General features: G+C 71.4%; 21 protein-coding genes. All 21 read left to right on the top strand.

Annotated features, from left to right (window positions below):
• Positions 1 to 68 precede the first annotated feature (68 nt).
• The 21 genes from ACWEKM_RS16415 (at position 69) to ACWEKM_RS16315 (ending at position 24,306) form a co-directional block, all read left to right on the top strand.
• Positions 69 to 1,343 carry an alpha/beta fold hydrolase gene (locus tag ACWEKM_RS16415; RefSeq protein ID WP_451621853.1) on the top strand — a complete coding sequence of 425 codons (1,275 nt, stop codon included), beginning with the start codon at positions 69 to 71 and terminating at the stop codon, positions 1,341 to 1,343.
• A 144-nt stretch (positions 1,344 to 1,487) separates the two neighbouring features.
• Complete coding sequence (locus ACWEKM_RS16410; protein ID WP_451621852.1) at positions 1,488 to 2,723, top strand: fatty acid desaturase family protein; 1,236 nt, start codon at positions 1,488 to 1,490, stop codon at positions 2,721 to 2,723.
• 129 nt (positions 2,724 to 2,852) lie between these two features.
• On the top strand, positions 2,853 to 4,085 hold the full coding sequence (locus ACWEKM_RS16405; RefSeq protein ID WP_451621851.1) for a sensor histidine kinase: 1,233 nt from the start codon (positions 2,853 to 2,855) through the stop codon (positions 4,083 to 4,085).
• Positions 4,082 to 4,774 (top strand): response regulator, encoded by a 693-nt coding sequence (locus tag ACWEKM_RS16400; protein WP_451621850.1) that lies wholly within the window; start codon positions 4,082 to 4,084, stop codon positions 4,772 to 4,774. The genes ACWEKM_RS16405 and ACWEKM_RS16400 overlap by 4 nt, the downstream gene beginning before the upstream one ends.
• Before the next feature lie 767 nt (positions 4,775 to 5,541).
• Positions 5,542 to 6,360, top strand: coding sequence for an ABC transporter ATP-binding protein (locus tag ACWEKM_RS16395; protein ID WP_451621849.1), 819 nt, complete (start codon positions 5,542 to 5,544; stop codon positions 6,358 to 6,360).
• Entirely contained in the window at positions 6,357 to 8,876 is a 2,520-nt protein-coding gene (locus tag ACWEKM_RS16390) for an ABC transporter permease (RefSeq protein WP_451621848.1), read from the top strand. Before ACWEKM_RS16395 ends, ACWEKM_RS16390 begins: the two co-directional genes overlap by 4 nt.
• 4 nt (positions 8,877 to 8,880) lie before the next feature.
• Positions 8,881 to 9,297, top strand: a complete 417-nt coding sequence (locus tag ACWEKM_RS16385; RefSeq protein ID WP_451621847.1) for a hypothetical protein — start codon at positions 8,881 to 8,883, stop codon at positions 9,295 to 9,297.
• A gap of 18 nt (positions 9,298 to 9,315) precedes the next feature.
• A complete protein-coding gene (locus ACWEKM_RS16380) occupies positions 9,316 to 10,713 on the top strand; it encodes an MFS transporter (RefSeq protein WP_451621846.1) in 1,398 nt (465 codons plus the stop codon).
• Positions 10,710 to 11,966, top strand: a complete 1,257-nt coding sequence (locus ACWEKM_RS16375) for an FAD-dependent monooxygenase (protein ID WP_451621845.1) — start codon at positions 10,710 to 10,712, stop codon at positions 11,964 to 11,966. The genes ACWEKM_RS16380 and ACWEKM_RS16375 overlap by 4 nt, the downstream gene beginning before the upstream one ends.
• A gap of 115 nt (positions 11,967 to 12,081) precedes the next feature.
• Complete coding sequence (locus tag ACWEKM_RS16370; protein ID WP_451621844.1) at positions 12,082 to 12,345, top strand: hypothetical protein; 264 nt, start codon at positions 12,082 to 12,084, stop codon at positions 12,343 to 12,345.
• Positions 12,345 to 14,633 (top strand): heavy metal translocating P-type ATPase, encoded by a 2,289-nt coding sequence (locus tag ACWEKM_RS16365; RefSeq protein WP_451621843.1) that lies wholly within the window; start codon positions 12,345 to 12,347, stop codon positions 14,631 to 14,633. The genes ACWEKM_RS16370 and ACWEKM_RS16365 overlap by 1 nt, the downstream gene beginning before the upstream one ends.
• On the top strand, positions 14,630 to 15,172 hold the full coding sequence (locus ACWEKM_RS16360) for a copper chaperone PCu(A)C (RefSeq protein WP_451621842.1): 543 nt from the start codon (positions 14,630 to 14,632) through the stop codon (positions 15,170 to 15,172). Before ACWEKM_RS16365 ends, ACWEKM_RS16360 begins: the two co-directional genes overlap by 4 nt.
• Positions 15,173 to 15,321: 149 nt before the next feature.
• Complete coding sequence (locus ACWEKM_RS16355) at positions 15,322 to 16,152, top strand: hypothetical protein (protein WP_451621841.1); 831 nt, start codon at positions 15,322 to 15,324, stop codon at positions 16,150 to 16,152.
• Positions 16,153 to 16,383: 231 nt separating this feature from the next.
• Positions 16,384 to 16,986 (top strand): sigma-70 family RNA polymerase sigma factor, encoded by a 603-nt coding sequence (locus ACWEKM_RS16350; protein ID WP_451621869.1) that lies wholly within the window; start codon positions 16,384 to 16,386, stop codon positions 16,984 to 16,986.
• A gap of 446 nt (positions 16,987 to 17,432) precedes the next feature.
• Positions 17,433 to 18,188 carry an aspartyl/asparaginyl beta-hydroxylase domain-containing protein gene (locus ACWEKM_RS16345; RefSeq protein WP_451621840.1) on the top strand — a complete coding sequence of 252 codons (756 nt, stop codon included), beginning with the start codon at positions 17,433 to 17,435 and terminating at the stop codon, positions 18,186 to 18,188.
• Positions 18,189 to 18,405: 217 nt separating this feature from the next.
• Positions 18,406 to 19,779: an MFS transporter gene (locus tag ACWEKM_RS16340; protein WP_451621839.1), complete on the top strand. Its 1,374-nt coding sequence runs from the start codon at positions 18,406 to 18,408 to the stop codon at positions 19,777 to 19,779.
• A gap of 65 nt (positions 19,780 to 19,844) precedes the next feature.
• Positions 19,845 to 20,960, top strand: coding sequence for a beta-ketoacyl-ACP synthase III (locus tag ACWEKM_RS16335; protein WP_451621838.1), 1,116 nt, complete (start codon positions 19,845 to 19,847; stop codon positions 20,958 to 20,960).
• On the top strand, positions 20,957 to 21,196 hold the full coding sequence (locus ACWEKM_RS16330; RefSeq protein ID WP_451621837.1) for an acyl carrier protein: 240 nt from the start codon (positions 20,957 to 20,959) through the stop codon (positions 21,194 to 21,196). The genes ACWEKM_RS16335 and ACWEKM_RS16330 overlap by 4 nt, the downstream gene beginning before the upstream one ends.
• A 22-nt stretch (positions 21,197 to 21,218) precedes the next feature.
• Positions 21,219 to 22,109, top strand: coding sequence for a (3R)-3-[(carboxymethyl)amino]fatty acid oxygenase/decarboxylase (gene scoE, locus ACWEKM_RS16325; RefSeq protein ID WP_451621836.1), 891 nt, complete (start codon positions 21,219 to 21,221; stop codon positions 22,107 to 22,109).
• On the top strand, positions 22,106 to 22,666 hold the full coding sequence (scoD, locus tag ACWEKM_RS16320) for a (2E)-enoyl-ACP glycyltransferase (RefSeq protein ID WP_451621835.1): 561 nt from the start codon (positions 22,106 to 22,108) through the stop codon (positions 22,664 to 22,666). Before scoE ends, scoD begins: the two co-directional genes overlap by 4 nt.
• A gap of 20 nt (positions 22,667 to 22,686) precedes the next feature.
• The gene (locus ACWEKM_RS16315; protein WP_451621834.1) at positions 22,687 to 24,306 is read left to right on the top strand and encodes a long-chain-fatty-acid--CoA ligase; all 1,620 of its coding nucleotides are present in this window, start codon (positions 22,687 to 22,689) and stop codon (positions 24,304 to 24,306) included.
• Positions 24,307 to 24,318: the final 12 nt, after the last annotated feature.

The raw sequence follows: 24,318 nt of genomic DNA, 5'->3' as shown, positions 1-24,318 counted from the left end.
CGGCGCATGCTGCCAGACCGTCCCTGAGCTGGACGGATTGCCCGCGCCGTCTCCCTAGCCTCGAACGCATGGCACACACACTTCCCCGCCGTATCACCGGCGGTGCCCTTCTGCTGCTGGCGCTACCACTGACCCCGGTCGTCGCAGCGGCCGGTTTCCTCGCCACAGCGTTCGTCACCACGAGCGTGCCGACCCTGGCCCTCGCCGCTCTCGTCTCCGGCGCTCTGGCCGGCGGGCTGCTGGGCCGCGCGGCGTTCGCCCTGCTCGGCCTCGAACGCCGCTCGGGCCTGCGGGCGGCCGCGTTCCTCGCGGTCGGCCTGACCGTGGCCGTCGCTGTCCTCGCCGGTGTCACCATCTTCCGTCCGCTGCCCACCACCACGGCAGCCCCCGCCCCACCCGGCGTCAGATACTGGAATCTGCCGACGGGATCGCGCATCGCCTATGTCCACGCCTCCGCCGCCGGTAAGGCCAGGCCGACACCGGTGATCTTCCTGCACGGCGGGCCGGGCACGCCCGGCGAGGGCATCCCCACCGGCGGCCGTGAACTCGCGGCGGACGGCTTCGACGTCTACTCCTACGACCAGCTCGGCGCCGGCCGGTCCACCAGACTGCGGGACATCACCGGGTACACCGTCGCCCGCCAGGTCGCCGATCTCGAAGCGATCCGGCGCACGCTCGGCGCTGACCGGATCATCCTCGTCGGCCAGTCATGGGGAGGGTCACTTACCGCCCAGTACCTGGCGGCCCACAGCAAACACGTGGCCAAAGCGGTGTTCACCTCGCCGGGCGCGCTGTGGGGCCGCGAATACCCCGGCTCCACGGCCGGGGAACCCTGGAACCGGCTCGCCCCCGCCCAGAAGGAACGGCTCGACCGGCTGAACAGCTCACCCCGGCTGCTCGCGGCGAGCCTGCTGCTGCAGATCAACCCCGGCGCCGCGCACGCGCTGGTCGGCGACCGCGAGGTCGACCACTGGCTGCACGAAGTCGCCCTGCAGGGAAAGGACAGCACCTCGTGCAAGGAAGCGCCGCCCACCAAGGTGCACAACAACCCGCAGGGTTTCTACAGCAACCAGATGACCCGCAAGGACTTTGAGGAGCAACTCCCCGACCCTCGGCCGAGTCTGCGCACCGCGCACGTCCCCTCCCTGATCATGCGAGGGGAATGCGACTTCATCAAACCCGTCGTGACCGCCGAGTACCAGCGCACCCTCCCGGACGCCACGTTGGTGACCGTCAAGGGAGCCGGTCACTCCATCTCACGCGGGCAGCCACGCCTCTACACCGCGTTGCTGCGAGCCTTCCTCCTGGGCAAACCCCTGCCCACTCCGGGAGCCGGCAGCTAGCCCACCGCACCCAGCCCACCGCGCCTAGCCCACCCCCTACCGGGGTATCACTGCTGACTTGGCTCCCCAGCGTGATGCCCCACCCCTCACCGCCTTCCTACCTTCCTTCCCGTCACCACGGACGAGACAGAGGGAGACGGACGGATGCGCGCTTCAGGAAGCCGCCGCTTCAAGAAGACCCTGACCACCGCCGTACCGACCACACCGCTGGTCGACAGCACGGCGGCGGGCTGGGCCTCGGCGAGCAGCGAGCGCGCGCCGAGCGGTCCGCTCCCCGGCACCGCCGCCCGGCCGACGGACGACTCTGTGAGCAAGGAGCCACCGGAAACCGCTCTGCCGCACCCCGAGAAGGCCACCCCGAGGCACTCCCCACCGGACACGGGCAGCGAGTTCACGCCACTGCTGCGCGACATCAAGAGACAGGAGCTACTCGATCGGCGCACCGGCTGGTACGCACGCACCATAGTGACCAACGCCCTCAGCCTGGCCGCCGTCGTCACCGGCCTGGCGCTCATCGGCGGTTCGTGGTGGGTGCTCGCTCTCGCTCCCGTTCTCGCCGTCCTGGGTGCCCGCACCGCGTTCATCGGCCACGACGCGGGCCACGCCCAGATCAGCGGCAACCGGGCCACGAACCGCCTCATCGGGCTGATCCACGGCAATCTGTTGCTCGGTATGAGCTACGCATGGTGGAACGACAAACACAACCGCCACCACGCCAACCCGAATCACATCGACAAGGACCCCGACGTCGCCGCCGACATCCTCGTCTTCACCAGCAAACAGGCCGCCACGCGCGTGGGCTTCCGCGGCTGGCTCACCCGCCACCAGGCATGGCTCTTCTTCCCCCTCACCCTCCTCGAAGGTCTCGCCCTGAAGCTCTACGGCTTCAAGGACCTGCGCCGCCAGAACGGCGGCGAGCGCCTGGTGGAGGGCGCGCTCCTCGCCGCCCATGTCGCCGGGTACGTCACCCTGCTTCTGACGACCATGCCGCTCGCCCACGCACTCGTCTTCGCCGCGCTCCATCAAGCCCTGTTCGGGCTGCACTTGGGCATGGCCTTCGCACCCAACCACAAGGGGATGGACATGCCCGACCCTGACGGCGAAAAGTGGGGACACCTACGACGCCAGGTCCTCACATCCCGCAACATCAGGGGCAGCGTCCTCACCGACTGGTTCCTCGGCGGCCTCAACTACCAGATCGAGCACCACCTGTTCCCCAGCATGCCCCGCCCCCACTTGAGGCTCGCCCAGCCCATGGTGAAGGCCCACTGCCGCGACCTCGGTATCCCCTACGCGGAGACCGGCCTCATCGACTCCTACCGTCAGGCCCTGCGGCACATGCACGACGTGAGAGAACCGCTGCGCGCCGACATCCGATGAGTGCGCTTCATTCCTGGCGGCCGGGCGACCGGTGCCGTGCCGTCGGATGCGCCGTCGGACGCGCAGGGCTCCTGCTCCGGTGACCGGCATGACACACAGCCGCGTTCCGCCGCACATAGGGTGGGGCCCATGACGTCAGTGGAGGAGGAACCCCCGCGCGCGCTCCTCGCGGGGGCGTCGCGTCGGTGGGTACGGCTGCTGCCGTGGGGCGTGGCGTTCGTGCTGTGCGTCGCCCTGCTGCCCACCACCATCCATGTGCTCAGCGTCGACTACGGCCTGAACGGCGGCATCGCGAGCGTGCTGGCCGTTGCGCAGACGGCACCGCTGCTGCTCGCCGTCGTCCGCCCGCTGCGGGCCTGGTACGTGATCTTCGCCGCCGACGTGGCCGGGGCGCTCGCCCTGCTCACCGTCGACTTCGACGAGCGGCACCTGTGGCCGTTCCCGCCCATGGAGATCGTCGGGTACGTCGGCCTCTGCCTCGCCCTCGGCCTGCGCGAGCGGCGCCGAACGCTGCTGCTGGTGTGGCTGGCGACGGCGGGCGCCAACGCCGCCCTGGAGTTTGTCGCGCCCACCGGTACGAGCGGCACCAGCACACTGCTCACCGTACTCAGCGGCGTCGCACTCCTGCTCGCCGGTGCGCTCCGCGAGCGGTACGAGGCGCAGCGCAGGCTGGCCGAGCAGGAGACGATCAGCGAGGCCGAGCGCGGCCGCCGGACGCTGCTGGAGGAACGCGCCCGCATCGCGCGCGAGTTGCACGACGTGGTGGCGCACCACATGTCCGTCATCACGGTGCAGGCGGACACCGCCGCGTACCGCCTCGACGGGCTGCCGCCCGACGTGCAGAAGGAGTTCACGTCCATCGCGGCGACCGCGCGCGATTCGCTCGGCGAGATGCGACGGCTCCTCGGTGTGCTGCGGAACGAGGAGGCGCACGGCGAGCTCGCGCCCCAGCCGGGCCTGACGCGGATCGGGCAGCTGGCGGAGGCGACGGTAAGGGCGGGCGTGCCGGTGGAGTTCACCCCCTGCGACGCCGACGTGCCCGAGGGGGTGGGCCTCTCCGCGTACCGCATCGTCCAGGAGGCCCTCGCGAACGTCGTACGGCACGCGCCGGGTGCTCCGACGCAGGTGTCGGTGTCGGAGTCCGTCTCGGAGGGCAGCGCGCGGCTCACCGTCCTCGTCGTCAACGGGCCGCCGCCCGAGCCGCCCGCCGCGCCGCTGGAGGAGGGCGGCACCGGGCACGGCCTCGTCGGCATGCGCGAGCGGGTGCGGCTCGTCGGCGGCACCCTCGACGCCGGGCCGCTGCCGGACGGCGGCTTCCGGGTGGCCGCCCAACTCCCCCTGACCGGAAAGGACCTGACGTGACGACGCGCGTCATCATCGTCGACGACCAGGCCATGGTGCGGGCCGGCTTCGCCGCACTGCTGGCCGCCCAGAGCGACATCGACGTGGTGGGCGAAGCACCCGACGGTGCGCAGGGCGTCGAGCTGAGCCGGCGCACCCATCCCGACGTCGTGCTGATGGACGTCCGCATGCCCGAGATGGACGGCCTCCAGGCCGCGCGCCGCATCCTCGCGCCCCCGCCGGGCGGTGGGGGCACCGCCCTGGGGGAACACCGGCCGCGCGTCCTGATGCTCACCACATTCGACGTCGACGACTACGTCTACGAGGCGCTGCGGGCGGGCGCGAGCGGCTTCCTGCTGAAGGACGCGCCGCCGGCCGACCTCATCGCGGCGGTACGCGTCGTGGCCTCGGGCGACGCGCTGCTCGCCCCCTCCGTGACGCGCCGCCTCATCGCGGACTTCGCCCGGCAACGTCCCGCCGCCCGAGGCAAGCCCGCGCTGCGGCTCAAGGCCCTGACGGAACGCGAAACCGAGGTCCTCACCCTGGTGGCCCGCGGCCTGTCCAACGCGGAGATCGCGCAGACGCTGGTGCTGGCCGAGCAGACGGTGAAGACACATGTGAGCCGCGTCCTCACCAAGCTCGGCCTGCGCGACCGTGCCCAGGCGGTGGTCTTCGCGTACGAGTCGGGGCTGGTGGCCCCGGGCGAGTAGGACTTGAGTTCTGGTGGTCCTCGCGGTCCTCGCACCCCCGGCTCAAGGGGTGCGGTGGACTTCGAGATCCGCACGGTGCGGACCGTGGCTCAGGGACGGAAGAAGCTCCGTGCCCGGCGCCGGAACGAGGAATGCGTCCGGCTCGTGAGTGCGGGCTACAGCAACAGGGAAGCGTGCCGGATCGTCGGTATGAACGAGCGGACCGGCCGTGACCGGCGCAACAATCCCTGGAAACCGCCGGACGGCCCCTCCCCGGGGACGCGCCCCGGAACCCCGAGCACGTCGCCATCAAAGGCGGAGGGGCCTGCGGCCCCTGGTGCCCGCACGGTGCTGGTGCCGGCGTCCCTGAGCCGCGTCGGGCGGGTCGCGGTCCCGTTGGGGCGGCTCGCTCCACGACCCCCGACGGCGCAGGCGCCCCCCACCCAGTCGGCAACGTGGCTCCCTCGCCGCGGCTACGCTCCGGACCCCGGCACAGGGCGGCAACGGGGCGAAGGCTCCTGCACGCCACGCGAGCGGCAGCCCGGCAGCCCCTTCCCCAAGCTCGCCGACAAGCCCCGAGCAAAGGATGCCCCGTTCCGGCGCAGGCCGGGGCTTCGTCCCCGGGCCCCGGGCGGTAGCCCTCCGGCGGAGGGTAGGACCTGTCCTTCCTCCACCCACCCCCTACCGTGGTAGCACCTCCACATTGGCTCCCGGGTGTGACGCCCGGCGCGCAGCCGTCCCCGCACACTTCAACTCGTCGGCACGAGAAGATCGCGAGAGGGCGGAACATGAGGCTACGCAACGGCAAGCGGCACACGGTGGACGACCGACCGGAGGTCCCGGCCGCCACACCCGGTCCTGCCGTCGAACTGCGCGGTGTCCGGCGGCAGTACGGCCGCGGCGCGGGCTCCGTGCATGCCCTCGCGGGCGTCGACCTCGCCCTGCCGCGCGGCACGTTCACCGCGGTCATGGGGCCGTCCGGGTCCGGCAAGTCCACCTTCCTGCAGTGCGCCGCCGGGCTCGACCGGCCGTCGGCGGGATCCGTGCGCCTCGGCGGCACGGAGATCACGGGCATGAGCGAGAACAGGCTCACCGAACTCCGCCGCAGCCGACTCGGCTTCGTCTTCCAGGCGTTCAACCTGCTGCCGTCGCTGACCGTGGAGCAGAACGTCCTGCTGCCCCTGCGCCTGGCCGGGCAGCGCCCCGACCGCCGCCGAGCGGCCGCGGTGCTCGCGCAGGTCGGGCTCGCCGACAAGGCGCGGCGCCGCCCCGGCGAGCTCTCCGGCGGCCAGCAGCAGCGCGTGGCCGTCGCCCGCGCCCTGGTCACCGGCCCGGACGTGGTGTTCGCCGACGAGCCCACCGGCGCCCTTGACACCGGCACGGCCGCGGAGGTCCTCGGACTGCTCCGGCACGCGGTGGACACCCTCGGCGCCACCGTCGTCATGGTCACCCACGACCCGGCCGCCGCCGCCTGGACCGACCGTGTGCTGTTCCTCGCCGACGGCACCTTCGCCGACAGCCTGGAGCACGGTTCGGCGGAGCAGATCGCGGCGCGGATGACGCTGCTTGCCGGCCGTACGGGTGCGATGGCAGGGGCCGCGGCATGAGGAGCTTCGCCCCGAACGGCCTCGCCCGCGCGGCCGTACGCTTCAAACCCGCCTCGTTCGCGGGCACGTTCGTCGCGCTGATGATGTCGGCACTGATCGTCGCGGCCTGCGGCATCCTGCTGGAGACCGGCATCCGCGCCTCGGTGCCGGCGGAGCGGTACGCGAAGGCGCCGGTCGTCGCGGCGGCCGACCAGTCCGCGCGACTCGTCACCGACACCATCGACGGCCCCGAGGAAACCGCGTACCCGCTGCCGGACACCGCTCGCGTGGACGCGGGGCTCGCGGCGAAGGCCGCACGGGCGCCCGGCGCCGAGGCCGCGGTGCCGGACTTCACCTTCCCGGTGCGACAGAGCGGCGAGGGCGGCACCGGTGAAGACGCCCGCGCCCTCACCGGCCATGGCTGGGGCGCGCACGCCTTCACCGGTACGGATCTGGCCGCCGGCGCCGCCCCGCGCACCGGCGACGTGGTGCTCGACCGGGCCGCCGCCCGTGGCGCCAAGGTTGCCGTCGGTGACACCGTCACCCTCGAAACCGCCTCCGGCCGGGCCGACTTCCGCGTCTCCGGCCTAGCCGCCGCCGGTCCCGGCGACGGCCGCACCGGCCCCACCGCCTGGTTCGCCGACACCCGGGCCGCGACCCTCGCCGGGCACCCCGGCAAGGCCGACGCCATCGCCGTGCTGGCCAAGGACGGCACCGGCGCCGACGCCCTTGCGAACGCCGTCGAGAAGGCACTTGCCGGCTCCGGCGCGCAGGTGCTCACCGGCAACGGCCGCGGCGAAGTCGAGGACCGGGGCCTGGCGTACGCCAAGGAGACGCTCACCGCACTCGGCGGCTCCTTCGGCGGGATCGCCACCCTCGTCGCCGTCTTCACCGCGGCCGGCACGGTCGCCCTCTCCGTCGGCCAGCGCACCCGCGAGTTCGCGCTACTGCGCGCCGTCGGCGCCACCCCGCGGCAGATCCGCCGCGCGGTCGCCGCCGAAGCGCTGCTTGTCGCGCCGCTCGCCGGGCTGTTCGGGTGCCTGCCGGGGATCGCGCTGGCGAGCTGGTGGTTCGGGCAGCTGCAGGACCGCGGAGCCATCCCGGAGGCGGTCGATCTGCATGTCTCGTGGATCCCGCTGCTCATCTCCGTCGGGACCGGGCTGCTCACGGCGCTCGGCGCCGGCTGGACGGCCGGGCGCAGGCCCGCGAAGATCAAACCGGGGCAGGCGCTCACCGAAGCCTCGGTGGAGCGGCTGCGGCCGGGCATCCTCCGAATCGTCCTCGGCCTTGCCGCCCTCGGCGGCGGCGCGGTCCTCGCCGGCGTTGCCGCCTCCGCCGCCGGTGCCGACGCGGCCAACGCCTCCCTCGGCGTCGTCATGCTCTTCATGCTCGCCGTCGCGCTGCTCGGCCCGCTGGTGGCCCGGCTGTGCGCCGCACTCTTCGGTCTCCTGCTGCGCGGCGGCGGCGCCGCGGCGGCGCTGGCCGCCGCCAACTCCCGTACCAACGCCCGCCGGTTGGCCTCCGCGATCACCCCGATCGTGCTGGCGATGGCCTTCGCCTCGACGCTCGTCTTCATGCACACGAGCGAGAGCCAGATCGCCGCAGAACAGCTCCACGACGGCATCACGGCCGACCACGTCGTCACCAACCCGGCGGGCCTGCCGGCCGGCGCCGCCGACCGGGCCGCCCGCGCTCCCGGCGTCGATGCGGCCGTGAGCCTGCTCGACACACAGGTGCTGGTGCCCGTCGACTCCGGCGGCGAGACATCGCTGCAGGGATCGGCGACCCAAGGCATCTCGGGCTCCGGCGCCCAACTCGCCGAGGTACAGGACCTGGACGTACGCAGCGGCAGCCTGGACCGCGTGGGTGCGGGCCGTATCGCCATCGACAAAACCCTCGCCACCGCGGCGAAGGTCAAGGTCGGCGACAAGCTGCCGCTCCACCTCCCCGACGGCACCGAGGCCCGCCCGGAAGTAGTCGCGGTCTACGGCCGCGGCCTGGGCCTGGCGGCGGTGACCATGGACCGTGCGTCCCTGGCCGGCCACGTCACATCGGGCTTCGACAGCACGCTGCTGGTACGCGGCGGCGACGCCGAACCGCTCGCCGCACTCGGCAAGGTCACCGACGCCTCGGGCTACGCCGTCGAGCAGAACGTGGACCGCGAACTCGGCGCCTGGGCCAACTACATGATGGCCGCCGTCCTGGGCGGCTTCGCCGCCATCGCCGCCGTCAACACCCTGGTGATGACGGTCCTGGACCGCCGCCGCGAACTGACCACGCTCCGCCTCGTCGGCTCCACCCGCCGACAGGTGCTGCGCATGCTCCGCTGGGAGAGCCTGCTGGTATCGGCAGCGGGCGTGGCCCTGGGCACCACCATCGCCATGATCACGCTGACCCCGATGATGCGGGGCCTGACGGGCGAGTCCCCCCACATACCCCCGCTGCTGTACGCCACATTCGCCGCAACCGCGGTATCCCTCGGCCTCCTCGCCGTGACCCTCCCGGCCCGCGCGGCACTGCGCGACCGGGATGCCTGAGACCATGACGCGAAACCGGCGCTTCACGCCGGGAGATCGAGTGCGGCCGCGCGGGGAAACGGATCATCCCGAGGACCCGGTCGGTACGGTGCTGACCCCGGCCGGTTCGGTGCTGACCCCGGTCGCCACGAGGCAGTTCCTCGCCGATCTCCCCCTCGCCGACGGCGAGTTGTACCTGGACGAAGAACGCGACCTGAGCGGCGCTCATCCCGAAGAAGCTCTCGGCCCGGGCGGCGACCGCGTCGACGCCGGCCCGGTCGAAGCCGTCGGCGAGGAACAGTTCCCCGGCCGCCGACAGGATGGCGGCCCACTTCCGGGTGGACCCGAGCCCCGCGTGAAGGGCCGTCGTATCCGCGCCGGTCCCGGCAAGGCGGCCGCGCTACGCGTACGTACGGCCGACCCCTTACCCGCCCGGCAATGACGGAAAGGACATACATCCATGACCGCGACTCTGGCTCCCCCGGTCCACATCGGGAAGGCCGCTGTCGGGGCTCTCGGCATGCTGGCAGTGGCCACCGGTGCCTTGGAGTCGGTGGTGACGCCGACGCTCCCGCTCCTGCAACGCGAGCTGGACATGAGTCCCGCCGAAGGGGCGTTACTCAGCATCATGCTCCTCATCACCGGCGCGCTCGTCACACCGGTCGCAGGCAAGTTCGGCGACCGCTACGGCGGAAAACGGGTCCTGATCCGGCTGATGGCAGTGGTCTGTGCCGGTGGACTGGTGTCCGCCCTGGCGCCGAACCTGCCCGTGCTGCTGCTCGGCCAGGTACTCCAGGGAGCGATGGTGGGCGCGCTGCCCCTGTCGTTCATCCTGGTGCGCGCACACCTCCCCGCGGGAGAGTCGAAGGTGGCCATCGGAGTGGTCAGCGGGTTGTTCGTGGGGGGCGGGATGGCGGGAACGCTGTCGGCCGGGCCTGTGGCGGAAGGGCTGTCCCGACACTGGATGTTCGCGCTGCCGACGATCGCGGTCATCGGGGCCACCCTGCTGGTGAGCAGGCTGATGCCGCGCGATCCGCCGGGCCGGTCGGACGACGCCGGGGTCGACTGGCCCGGCCTGTTTCTCCTGAGCGGGACGCTGGTCACACTCATGCTTGTGCTCGCGCTGGCGCCCGATATCGGCTCGCAGCCACTCGTACTCGGCGCCCTCATCGTGGTTCTGGCCGCCTGCGTGACCGGATGGGCAGCCGTCGAGCGTCGTGCCGCCTCGCCGATGGTCGATCTGCGCATGCTGGCACGGCCTGCGGTGTGGAAGTCATGTGTGCTGACCTTCGTGATCTGCGTCGGCACCTCGGTGGCGGTCTATCTCGTCCCGCAGCTGTTCGCGGTGCCCGCCGACGCGTACGGCTTCGGGGCAGGTGCCACCGAGATCGGCTTCTTCCTGCTGCCCGGCGTCGTGGCCGCGTCGCTGGCCGGGCCGATCAGTGGGATCGGGGCGCGGCGTCTCGGCTCGCGTGCCGTGGTCACCGCCGGGATCGTCATCATGGTCGTCGCCCTGATCGCCCTGGCAGCCGTGCACACCGAGATCTGGCACCTCGTCATCGGCAAGGCGATGATCGCGCTGGCCAACGGCCTGTGCGTCACGGCGATGGTGACCGGCACCGCCACATCCGTCGACCAACGTGACACCGGCATCGCCACCAGCCTGGTCCTGGTGACCCGCGTGCTCGGCTACGCCGTGGGCGCGCAGGTCAGTGGTGCGATCCTCACCGCCGGGACCCCTTCCGGGTCGGATGTCCCGGCCGAATCGGCCTTCGTCACCGGCTTCGTCATAGCCGGCGCCGTCACGGCGCTGTCCCTGCTTGTCACCCGCACCATGAGCAAAGGAGTCAAGGAATGACCCGCACTGATGTGTTGAGGGATACCCGTACCACGGCGCGGCGCACGGCCCTGATATCCGGGGCCGGCGTCGCGGGGGCCGCCCTCGCGTTCTGGCTGAACCGCTACGGATTCACCGTCACGGTGGTCGAGAAGGCGGGCACACTTCGAGACGGCGGTTACCCCATCGACGTGCGCGGCACCGCACTCGAGGTTGTCCGCAGGATGGGAATCCTGCCGCGGCTGCAGGACGCGCACATCGACCTGCGTCGGCTGACCTTCCTCGACGGGGACGGCCGCGAGGTGGCCGCGGTCACCCCGCACACCCTCACCGGCGGGGTCGCGGGACGGGACCTGGAGGTGCGGCGCGGCGATCTGACCGACGCTCTCTACACGGCGGTCCGTGACGACGTGGAGTTCTTGTTCAACGACTCCATCGACACCCTCGACCAGTCCGGCCACGGGGTCGACGTCACCTTCCGCGGGGGCGGCAGGCGTACGTTCGACATGGTGTTCGGTGCGGACGGAGTGCACTCTCGTACCCGAGAGTTCCTGTTCGGCCCCGAAGAACAGTTCCACCGATACCTCGGCTACTGCTTCGCCGTGTTCACCCTGCGCAACACCTTCGGGCTCTCCCGCGAGACCGTGATGTGGAACACCCCGGGCAGGGCCGCGGCACTCTACGCCGTGGGGGACAACGACGACGTGCACGCCTTCCTCAACTTCGCCCTCCCGGAACCGCCGTTCGACACGTTCCGGAACCCGCAAGCCCAACGGGACCTGGTCGCCGGGGTCTTCGCCGACGCGGGATGGGAGGTCCCGGGCATGCTGGCCGCCCTGCGCGACGCGGACGACCTGTTCTTCGACGGGGTCAGCCAGATCCGCATGCCCCGCTGGTCCAGCGGCAGGGTCGCGCTGGTGGGCGACGCCGCGTACGCGCCCTCGTTCCTCACCGGACAGGGCACCAGCCTCGCGCTCGTCGGTGCGTACATGCTCGCCGGTTCCCTCGACGACCGGGACCACGCCGCGGGCTTCGCCGCCTACGAACACAGCACCCGTGAGTTTGTGACCGTGAACCAGGGGCTGGTCGGTGAGGGCGGTGCCACACTCTTCCCGATCACCGCTCGGGCCCTGGAACAGCGCAACGACAGGCTGCGCAAGCTCAGCGCCATGCCCTCCACGGAGGGACGAGCGGCCCATTCGGCCCTCACCCTGCCCGAATTCACGTCCTCCTCCGGTCCCTCGCAGCCGATCCTGGGTCTCGCCTGTCCGTGAGGCACGTCACGATTGGTCGTCGGAACTCGACGTCCCGTCGACTCGACTACTGAAGCGGTACGACTTCAACTGCCCTCGCCTGTGCGACGGTTCGATGCGACCAGGAAGGTCGAACATGGCCGATGTTCCGCTGTCACCCCGCCCCGCCGGTGCGGTCTCCCGCAGTCTGCTGCCGCCTCCCGCGCTCTGCGGCTTCCTGCTCCTGCTCGTGGCGGTGTTCTCGGTGTCCTACGCCGTCGGAACGGCGGCGGGGCCGGTGGCGCCCGGCATACACGGCACCGGGGGCAGCGGTGGGAGCGGCGGCGGCAGGGACGACGTACCCGGAACGGACGGGAGTACGCAGGACATGCCGGGGATGAGCCACGGGCACGGTGAGTGATGGGGGCCGAACTGACGACGAGCATCGTGGTCACGGACATCACCGTGGGCGGGATGACCTGCGCGGCCTGTGTCCGGCGGGTGGAGAAGAAGCTCGGCAAGCTGGAGGGCGTCACGGCCACGGTCAACCTGGCCACGGGGCTCGCGCGGGTCAGTCATCCGGCCGGTGTCGCGCCCGAGGACCTCGTCACCGCGGTCGAGCAGGCCGGATACCAGGCCGCTCTGCCCGTGCGCGAAGACGATGAGGCGACCGAGGAGGCGGACGAGGCCGGGACCGAGGCCCGGCGCGAGCGGGAACGACTCGTGGTCACCGCGCTGCTGGCCGTGCCGGTCCTGGTGCTGTCGATGGTGCCGGCCCTGCAGTTCCGCAACTGGCAGTGGCTGTGCTTCATGCTGACCGCTCCGGTGGCGGTGTGGAGCGCCTGGCCCTTCCACGTCAGGGCGGTGCGGGGGCTGCGTCACTCCACGGCCACCATGGACACCCTGGTTTCCCTGGGGGTCGTGGCATCGTTCTCCTGGTCGGTGTACGCGCTTTTCCTCGGGGGAGCGGGCGAGCCGGGGATGCGGATGTCGTTCAGCCTGCTGCCCTCCGCGTCGGAGGGCATGGCGCACCTGTATCTCGAAGCCGCCGTGAGCGTCCCGCTGTTCGTGCTGACCGGCCGGTTCCTGGAAGGCCGGGCCCGGCGGGGAACCGGGCAGGCGCTGCGGTCGCTGGCCGAACTGGCGGCGAAGCAGGTGTCCGTACGGGACGAGCACGGTGAACGGTCGATCCCCATCGAGCGGTTGCGGGTGGGGCAGGTTTTCGTGGTGCGCCCCGGTGAGCGGGTCGCCACCGACGGGCGGGTGACGGAAGGCAGCTCCGCCGTCGACCTGTCCCTGGTCACCGGCGAGAGCGAACCCGTGGAGGTCAGTCCCGGCTCGGCCCTGATCGGCGGGGCCGTCAATGCCGGCGGGCTGCTTCTCGTCCAGGCGACCGCGGTCGGCGCGGACACCCAGCTGGCCCGGATCACCCGCCTCGTCACGGAGGCGCAGGCCGGCAAGGCGCGGGCACAGCGGCTGGCCGACGCGGTCGCCGGCGTGTTCGTACCCGTCGTCCTGGCCGTCGCGGTGACCGTCCTCGGGTTCTGGCTGGGCGCCGGAGCCGATCCGCAGGCGGCGCTCACCGCCTGCGTGGCCGTCCTCGTCGTGGCCTGTCCCTGCGCACTGGGACTGGCGACACCCACGGCCCTGATGGCCGCCACCGGGCGTGGGGCGCAGCTGGGTGTGCTGGTGAGCGGGCCGCAGACACTGGAAGCCCTTCAGCACGTGGACACGGTTGTCCTGGACAAGACCGGCACGCTGACCACCGGTCATATGACGGTGGCCCATGTCACCGTCGTACCGGACGCGCTCGGGCAGGACGCGGTGGTGCGGCTGGCCGGGGCCGTGGAGCAGGGTTCCGAGCATCCGATCGGGCGGGCGATCACCGCGTATGCGCGCCGCACGGCGACAGCCGAACCGCTGCCGGACGTGACGGACTTCGTCGCGGTGCCGGGCCGCGGGGTCAGCGGCCGCGTGGACGGCCTCACGCTCGAGGTGGGCGCGCCGGACGCCAAGGTGCCGGGTGTCCTGGCCAAAGCACTGGACGCGGCGGAGGAAGCCGCGCACACTCCGGTTCTGGTGCGGGTCGACGGTCGGGCCAAGGCGCTGATCGACGTCGGAGACATCGTGCGCCCCGGCAGCTACCGGGCCGTGGACCGGCTGCGCCGGCTCGGTGTCCGCCCGGTGCTCGCCACCGGCGACCGCTCGGCGCCCGCCGAGGCCGTCGCCGACGCGCTCGGCATCGACGAGGTGCACGCCCGCTGCACCCCCGAGGACAAGGCCACCCTCGTAGCGGAGCTGAAGCAGCAGGGCGCACGGGTCGCGGTGGTCGGCGACGGCGTGAACGACGCCGCCGCGCTCGCCGCCGCCGACCTCGGCATCGCCATGGGCAGCGGCACCGACGTCGCCATCGGCGCGGCCGACCTGACCCTGGCACGCGGAGACATCGAGGCGCTCGTCGACGCCGTCCTGCTGGCCCGGCGCACACTGGGCACGATCCGGGCCAATCTGGCGTGGGCGTTCGGCTACAACGTCGTCACCGTGCCGCTCGCCATGGTCGGCCTGCTCGATCCCATGGTCGCCGCCGCGGCGATGTCGGTGAGTTCCGTGCTGGTGGTGGCCAACAGCCTGCGGCTGCGCAACTGGCAGCCGTCTTCCGCTCGCGGCCGGGGGCACGGTACGCGGGGCGGCAAGGCAGGTGCCCGATGAAGCGGATCCTGGGCCGGGTGGCCTTGTTGGGGAGTTACGACCGGCGGCGGCTGCGGGACGGCGCGCTCGCCGCCCTGGTGCCCGTCGCCGCGTGCAGCGTGGCGCTGGCGGGCCTGACCACCTGGGTCGGCACGGGCCGGGCGGGCAGCCCGGCGCGCATCCGTGTCACGGACGGGCGGGTGCTGCTGCCGTCCGCCGGAGTCCCGGAGACGGCGGCGTTCTTCCGCATCGCCAACGAGGGCGGCTCGGCCGACACACTGGTCCGGATCACGGCGCGTGACGTCCCCGGCGATGTGACGCTCTCCCGGCACCGTATGCAGCGAGGGAACGCGGCCTACCGGTCCGCGATCGACTCCGTTTCCCTCGCGGCGGGCGACAGCCTCGCCATGTCGCCGAGCGGGGTCGACCTGACGGTGCCCGTGCCCTCGGAGGAGTGGCGCTCGGGTGATCTCGTGCCGTTCACCCTGGAGTTCCGGCGCGGCGGCAGGGTTCAGGTCCTGGCCGTTGTGGTGCGGCCCGGTTCGGTGCCGTTGCCGTAGTCGTTCCCCACGGTTCCGAGGTCCTGAGTTCCCGAATTCCCCCGTGGCTGCTGTGAGTTGTGTCACGTCCCTGACGGTGAGTCGGGGGGCGGGGGCTCATACGTACCCCTTGATGACAATCGGGCGCCGGGTGCGAGGATGGGCGGGCTATGACTGTCCGAGGGTGGTGCCGCACCGTGCGGGCCGGCGTGTTCGCCGCCGCCTGCGTGCTGCTCGCCGCCCTCGGCCACGCGACCATGTCGGGGACCTCCGTTCCTTGGTGGGCCATGGCCGCGGGTGCGACCGGCACCGGTGCGGTCGGCTGGCTGCTGGCCGGTCGGGAGCGCGGACGCACACTGATCGTCGCGGTCGTGACCGCCGCGCAGGCCGTGCTCCACGAGACCTTCTCCCTCGCGCAGACGCTCGCGTCCACGTCGACATCCGATCCCACCGCCCTGCCCCACACCACCGGTGTCCCGACGGGCACGAGCGCCATGGACATGGGCTCCATGGGGTCGATGCACATGGGGCCGATGCACATGGGCACGATGCACATGGGGCCGATGCACATGGGGTCGATGCACATGGGGTCGATGGGCTCGATGGGCATGGGCTCCATGGGCGGGACGGACCTGGGGTCCACCGCGCACGCGGTGCACGGCATGGGCGGCCTCGACCACCTGCACGGGGGCATGCACGGCATGCACGGCATGGCCGATATGAGCGGTGCCGCCTCGGCCGGGATGTTCGCCGCGCATCTCCTTGCCGCGGCCCTGTGCGGGCTGTGGCTGGCCTACGGCGAGCGGGCCGTTTTCCGCGTCCTGCGGGCGGCGGCGGCCTGGCTGGCGGCGCCCCTGCGGCTGCTGCTGGCCCCGCCCACGCCGTTCCGTCGCCCGCCCGTGCACAGGTGTCGTGATGCCGCCTGCCCGACTCCGGTGCGTCTGCTTCTGTGCTGTTCCCTCACCTTCCGGGGCCCGCCCGCGGGTACCGCTGTCGTCTGAGACAGCTGGATCCACCGGGGCCCACTTCGCCTCTCGTCCTGCGGTGCTCTCGCACGCAGGTCCCTCGGCGGGCTCCTCGCCTCGGCGCGTCCACGCGCCGCCGCGAGCGGCCGGGCCATGACGGGCTCCGGGCATCGCCGTACCTCTCGCCTACGGACGCACCCCATGTGCCGGTGAGCCATGCCCCTGTGCGGGCCCGGCCCCCGGAAGACCCGAGAAGGACATCACGTGATGATCTCTGTCCTGCCCGCTCCCCGGGCGGATCGCGCCTCCGCGGACGCGTCGGCAACCGCCTGGGCGCTGGCCGCCCGCGGTGGAGACCCCGACGCGGCCGAGCACTTCGCCCGTGCCCTGCACGGCGACGTGTTGCGCTATGTCGCCCGACTCAGCGGCGATCCGCAGACCGCTCACGATCTGACTCAGGACACCTTTGCGCGGGCGTTCGGCAGCCTGCACCGCTACGAAGGCCGCGCCTCGGCCCGTACCTGGCTGCTGTCGATCGCCCGTCGCGCGGTCGCCGACAGCCTGCGCCGCGCCGCGGCCCGCCCCCGGATCGCGGATGCCATGGACTGGCAGGCGACGGTGGAGCGCAGTCAGCCGTGCGGTCTGCCGGGCTTCGACGAGGGCGTGGCCCTGCTCGACCTGCTGGACACCCTGCCCGACGAACGCAGGGAGGCGTTTTTGCTGACCCAGGTGGCCGGACTGTCGTACGAGGAGGCGGCCGGTTTCGTCGGCTGTCCCATCGGCACGGTCCGCTCCCGGGTGGCCCGCGCCCGCGTCACCCTCGAACGGCTGCTCAAGGAAGCCGACGAGCCGAGCACACTGGCGGCCTGACCCGGACGCCGTCCTGTGCGGCGGCACCGGCGTCGGCGGCACCGGCGTCGGCGGCACCGGCGTCGGCGGTCTCGGCGTCGGCGGTCTCGGCGGCGCGGTCCTCAGAAAAGGGCTGTGCCGCCGGGAACCCGACGGCACGAGCGGGCGACTACTGGAGCGTGGGAGTCAACAGCATGCGATTTTGTTGTCCGGCACCGCAGTTGTCGCCGCTCGCGGCCGATCCGGTCGCGCCGGACCACTCCGACGCGCGCCGTTCACCTGCGGCGATGAGTGAAGGACCCAACTTCCTTGGTGTGCCAAAGATTTGAGGGAACGTCCCGGGAACTCCCGGGCTTCTTCACCCGACTACTACACCGATACCCGACGCCAGACACCACACCCGACACCGACTCGGCAGCCGGCCACGGCGGTAGCGGCCACGGCGGTAGCGGCCAGGAGGGGCCCGCATGACACCCGAGATAGAGAACGCCTTCGCGGCGATCAGAGGCGAGCATGGCACGGACTCCATCATGCGTGTGGAACAGATGCTGGAACCCGGGGGAGGGGCACCGCGGCACCCGCTCCAGAAGGGAGCCAAGTGGATTCTGCCCGGGCTGTCCCCGACCCCCTGGCACGATCCTCACGGTCATCCCGAACTGACCCCGGTCGTCGAGGCGTTCGAAGCCGCTCATCCGGCGATCAAGGCGGAGCTGACCGCGGCCTGGGCGGGGCGCCGGGAGGCGTTCTCGGACTACGAGCACTATCTGACCCGTCAGGAGGACTGGCAGGCCCTCTATCTGTACCGGGCGGGGGGTCTGGTCGAGGAATCGGCCGGGACCGTGCCCACGGCGTACAAGGTGCTCAAGGAGTTCGCGGTCGAGACGGACAAGATATGTCCTCTCCTGGAATGTCATTTCTCCACCCTGCTGCCGGGTGCGGCCATCGCTCCGCATTGTGACCTATGGAATTTCAGCATCAATCTGCATCTCGCCGTGGACATTCCGGACGGCTGCGGTATCACGGTGGCGGGCGAAACCCGTTCCTGGGAGGAGGGGAATTGTCTGCTCTTCGACTATTCCTTCGAGCATGAGGCGCGAAACGATGGCAACCGCCCACGGACCTGTCTGCTCATAGACCTCTGGCATCCGGAGACAAGCATTCCGGAACGTCGGGCGCTCACTGCACTCATCACGGAGATCAGGCGTCTCATGGGGGACGGCTGACCGTCTGAAACTCGCACCGAAAAACATCCGGCAGAGCGGTACTGCCGGATTTCAGCGCTGCCCGAAAATGCAATTCAAACCCTCGGGAAATGTTGTTCTGCGAACCGTTCTCAATTCCCCTTCCGGGTGTTATGGTGACTGAAAATGGTCGGCCGGTTCGATTTTCCGATCTGAATTTTCGCCGTTTTCCGCTGATGGGTGAGGGGGATGTCGACCGGTGCGGGCACGACTGTCTCTTCTCGTTCTGGCGCTGGCCCAGCTGGTCATCGCGCTCGACTACAACATCGTCTACGTCGCCCTTCCGGACATAGGCACCGGTCTCGGCTTCTCCCCGCACGACCTTCAGTGGGTGGTGAGTGCCTACGTCGTGACGACGGGCGGCTTCCTCCTGCTGGGCGGCCGGACGGCCGATCTGCTGGGCCGGCGCCGGACCTTCGTCGCCGCGGCGCTCGTGTACGCGGGGTCCTCGCTGGTGGGCGGGCTGTCCGGGTCGGCGGGGGTCCTGGTGGCCGTCCGCGCGGTGCAGGGCATCGGCGGCTCGCTGCTGTTCCCGGCCACCCTCGCCCTGATCAACACCATCTACAAGGAGGGGCCGGCCCGGAACCGGGCCCTGGCGGTGTGGGGCGCCGCGGGGGCCGGGGGCCTGTGCTTCGGATCGCTGCTGGGCGGGGTGCTCGTCGAGGCGTTCGGCTGGCCGTCGGTGTTCTTCGTCAACGTTCCCGTGGCGGCGGCCCTGGCGTGGGCGGGCCGGCTGCTCTTCCCGGTGGACGGTCCGCGCAGCGGCACCCGGCGGTTCGACGTCACCGGCGGGCTGGCCGCCACCGGTGGGATCACGCTCCTGGTGTTCCTGCTGATACACGCCCCGGAGGCGGGCTGGGACAGCCCGTCCGCCCTGCTCGGCGTCGTCCTCGCGGTCACCCTGCTGACCGTCTTCGCGGTCGTCGAGACCCGCTCGCGCGACCCGCTGGTGCCGGCCCGGCTGTTCGCCCACCGAGGGCTGATCGCCGCGATGGCGGTCACCGCCCTCTACAGCGCCACCTTCAGCTCCCTGCCCTATTTCATGACCCTCTACTTCCAGAATGTGCGCGGCTACAGCGCGTTCGCGAACGGACTGGCGTTCCTGGTCCCCGCCGTCGTGACCGCCCTGGGCACCCAGGCCGGCGAACGGGCGGTCGCCCGGGTCGGGGTGCGTCGCATGCTGGTCGGCGGCATGGTGCTGGGCGCGGCGGGAGCCGGTGCCCTCGGTCTCGCGCTCACCGCGGACGGCTCGTATGCCCTGCTGCTGCCCGGGATCGTGCTGCTCGGGCTCGGGCAGGGCGCCGCCTGGACCGGCATGTGGATCGTCGCCGCCTCCGGGGTGGCCGCCGAGGACCAGGGCGTCGCCTCCGGCATGGCCTCCACCACCCTCCAGGTGGGTGGTGCGGTCGGCCTCGCTCTGCTGGTCGCCCTGTCTGGGGGCGTCGGCCAGGGCCCGCCGGACGACGCCGCACTGACGGGGATCCGGGCCGCCGTCTTCGCGATCGCGGCCGGCCTCGGCTGCGGCGTGCTGCTCACTTTGGCCCTGCGCAGAACCGCGACGACCGCCGCGTAGGCGCCTCACCCCGCTCCCCTTCTCACCCCTCTCTCACCCCTTCTCACCCCACGAGGAGAACAGCTGTGCCCAGAAACACCCTGAGCCCGCCGGGGTCGGCGGCCGTCCTGTGCGGACTGGCCGGATGGGTGCCGCCCCGCGTGGTCACCAACGACGAACTGGCCGAACGGCTGGACACCGACGACGCCTGGATCCGCACCCGCACCGGGATCCGTCGACGGCACATCGCCGCGCCCGGCCAGGCCACCTCCGACCTCGCCGTCGAGGCCGGCCGGCTCGCCCTGCGCTCCGCCGGCACCGACTTGGCCGACGCGGTGATCGTCACCACGACCACCCCGGACCGCCCCTGCCCCGCCACCGCGCCCATGGTCGCCACCCGCCTCGGCCTGGCGGGAGCCGCGGCGTTTGACGTCGGCGCGGTGTGCACCGGGTTCGTGTACGGCCTCGCCACCGCCGCCGGGCTGATCGCCTCCGGTGTCGCCCGCCGGGTCCTCGTGATCGGCGCGGACACCTACTCCACTATCGTCGACCCGCTGGACCGGGCCAACGCGATCATCTTCGGGGACGGTGCCGGAGCGGCCGTCCTGCGCGCGGGGCACGCCGACGAGCCCGGCGCGGTGGGCCACTTCGACCTCGGCAGCGACGGCGCCCACGAGGATCTGATCACGGTCGCCGCGGGCGGCTCCCGTCAGCGTTCCACCGGCGGTCGTCAGCGTTCCACCGGCGGTGACTCCACCCACGCCGACTCCACCCACGGCGACTCCACCCACGCCGAACCCACCCACGCCGAACGCCACTTCGCGATGCGCGGCAAGGAGGTCTACCGGCACGCGGTGACCCGCATGGCCGCCTCGGCACGGGCCGCGCTGTCCGATGCCGGCTGGAAGACCGGCGACGTCGACCACTTCGTGCCCCACCAGGCCAACCTGCGCATCCTGCACTCCGTCGCCGACGACCTGGGTCTGCCCCGGGAGCGCTGCGTGGTCAACGTCGACGCCGTCGGCAACACCGGAGCCGCCTCCATCCCGCTCGCCCTGGCCGACGCCATGGCCCGGCAGCGGTTCCGCACCGGCGACCGCCTCCTGCTCACCGCCTTCGGCGGCGGCCTCACCTGGGGCTCCTGCCTCATGACCTGGCCCGAACTCGCTCCACATCCGCAACCGGAACGGACCACATCATGACCACCTACGAGCAGATCGTCGACATCATCGCGAAGCTGCACGACGTTCCCGCCGACCTCACCCGCCCCGAGACGACCCTCGGCGAACTCGACATCGACTCCCTGACCACGGTCGAGATCAGCATCCGTATCGAACGCGACCTCGGCGTCACCGTTGGCGACGCCGAACTCCAGCCCCGGCTCACCCTCGGCGAGATGGCCGATCTCGTCGACTCCCGCCGCACCACCACCGTCTGACCCCGCGAAAGGACCGCCCGCCATGCAGATCAAGGACCAGCCCGGCGCCGCGCTCGGCGTCACCGTCGAGGACTTCGACCACACCAGGGCCTCCGACACGGACATCCAGACCCTCAAGCAGACCATCTACACCAAGAAGATCGCCGTCCTGAAGGGACAGGACCTCTCCCCGCAGGAGTTCCTCGCCCTCGGCAAGCGCCTCGGCCGCCCCGAGACCTACTACGAGCCCATGTACCAGCACCCGGACGTCCCGGAGATCTTCGTCTCTTCCAACGTCCCGGAGGACGGCAAGCAGATAGGTGTGCCGAAGACCGGCAAGTTCTGGCACGCCGACTACCAGTTCATGCCCGACCCCTTCGGCATCACCCTGATCCACCCGCAGGTCATCCCGGAGAAGAACCGCGGCACCTACTTCATCGACATGGGCGCGGCGTACGAGCGGCTGCCCGAGGAACTGAAGAAGGAGGTCGCCGGAACACACTGCCGGCACTCCGTGCGCAAGTACTTCAAGATCCGCCCGCATGACGTCTACCGGCCCATCTCCGAGATCATCGAGGAGGTCGAGACGAAGACCCCGCCGGTCGTCCGACCCACCACCTTCACCCACCCGATGACCGGCGAAACGGTCCTCTACCTCAGCGAGGGCTTCACCGTCGGCATCGATAGCCAGGACGGTGAACCGCTCGACGAGGAACTGCTGGGGCGCCTCTTCGAGGCCACCGGCCAACTCGACGACACCTTCGAGCACGATGGCATCCACCTCCAGAGCTTCGAGAAGGGCGACCTGCTGGTCTGGGACAACCGCAGCCTCATCCACCGGGCCCGGCACACCACCACCCCGGAGCCCACCGTCTCCTACCGCGTCACCGTCCACGACGAGCGCAAGCTGTACGACGGGATGCGGGCCGCATGACCGCGCCCGCCGCCGACCACGCCGCCGACCGCGCCGCCGCCCCGCCGCAGCAGTCCTACCCCACCGACGAGGAACTGCTGTCCCGGGTCCTGGTGCCCTACAAGCAGCACTGCGAGTACCTGAAGTCCGCCGAGGTCACCGCCGTCGCCGGGCTCTCCTCCGTACGGGGCGCGTTCGCGATCCCGGAGTCCTGCTATATCGACGACACCGGCCATCTGAACTCGGTCGAGGTCAACATCGCCTACAACCAGATGATGTACTACCTGGTCGCCAAGTCCGTGAAAGAGGGACTGCTGACCGGGTTCGGGAACTGGACCCTCGACGACTTCTGGCGCCACCAGCTCCCGGACATCCTCATCGCCCGCTTCGCCGCGAACTTCCGGCGCCCCGTCAACCCCCGCTCCTTCACCGGGGAGATGGAGTTCCGCTCCGTGACCCGGCGCACCCCCGGCGGCGGCAGCCCCTTCCTCCACGCCCACACCGTGTTCCGCTACCAGGACGCCCACGGCGGCCGGTGCGACGGCGAGGCGACCCTCGCGTTCGTCAACGTCCCCTGACCCACGAAGGGAGACCGCTCATGGAGAACTCGACGGCGCCGCAGCACAAGGGCACAAGGCTCCACCACCCCGAAGTGAACACCCTCGTCCACACCACCCGCTTCCACGCCGGCCGTCAGCCCGAAACCCCCGCGGTGATCTGCGAGGGTCGCACCCTGACCTACGCGGACCTGCACCGCGGCAGCAACCGCCTCGCCCACGCCCTGCGGGCCGCCGGACTCACCGAGGGCGACCGGGTGGCCTACCTGGGCAAGGAGTCCGAGCACTACTACGAGGCCCTCTTCGCCTGCGCCAAGACCGGCACGGTGCTGGTCCCGGTCAACTGGCGGCTCACCGCGCCCGAGGTGAGCCACATCCTGCGGGACTCCGGCACCCGGCTGCTGTTCCTGGAGGACGAGTTCGCCCCGAACGTCGAGGCCATGCCCACCGAGCCCACCGGACCCCCCGGACCCCTCGGACCCCCCGGACCCCCCGAGATCATCGTCCCCGTGACCTCGATCGAGACATGGCGTGCGGAACACCCCGAGAGCGACACGGAGTTCGAGGCCACCCCCGACACCCCGGTCGCCCAGCTCTACACCAGCGGAACCACCGGCCTGCCCAAGGGGGTCGTGCTCGCCCACCGCAGCTTCTTCGCGATCCGCGACGCCCTCGCCGGCGAAGGACTGGACTGGATCGACTGGCGGGCGGGCGACATCGCGCTGATCGGCATCCCCGGATTCCACGTCGGCGGCCTGTGGTGGGCCACCCAGAACTTCAATGCCGGCACCACGGTGGTGGCGATGCGCGCCTTCGCCGCCCGGCAGGCCGTGGACCTCATCCGCGACCTCGGCATCACCACCGCCTGCGTGGTCCCGGCCATGCTGCGCCTGATGCTCACCGAACCCGGAGTGAGCGCGAAGGACTTCACCACCCTGCGCAAGACGGTGTACGGCGGCTCCCCGATCTCCCAGGCGCTGCTGGAGGAGAGTCTCGCCGTCCTGGACTGCGAGTTCGCGCAGATCTACGGACTCACCGAGACCGGCAACACCGCCGTCTGTCTGCCCCCGGCCGCCCACGTCCCCGGCGGCCCCCTCATGCAGGCCGCCGGGCACCCCTACCCGGGGGTGCGGGCCAAGGTGATCGACGACCAGGGCCGTGCACTGCCACCGGGCGCGGTGGGCGAGATCTGCCTGCACACCCCCGCCCGGATGGTCGAGTACTGGGGGCTGCCCGACAAGACGGCGCAGACGCTCGTCGACGACTGGATCCACACCGGTGACGCCGGCTACCGCGACGAGGACGGCTACGTCTTCATCCGCGACCGCATCAAGGACGCCATCCTCGTCGCCGGCGAGAACGTCTACCCCGCCGAGATCGAGAACGTCCTGGAACACCATCCCGCGGTGGGCGAGGCGGTCGTGGTCGGGATACCCGACGAACGCTGGGGCGAGAAGGTGCACGCCTTCGTCGTACCGGCGGCGGGCCACCGGCCCAGCCCCCGGGACCTGCACACCTTCCTCGTCCCGCGACTGGCCGCGTTCAAACTGCCCGCGAGCTACGAGTTCACGGACCACGTCCCGCGCAACCCCAGCGGCAAGATCCTCCGCCGCGAGCTGCGCGACCGCTTCTGGAGCGACTCCGCGCGCAAGGTCAACTGACCGGTCCGCCCG

Source organism: Streptomyces sp. NPDC004752 (genome assembly GCF_053601275.1).
This window is presented reverse-complemented; position numbering and strand designations above follow the sequence as displayed.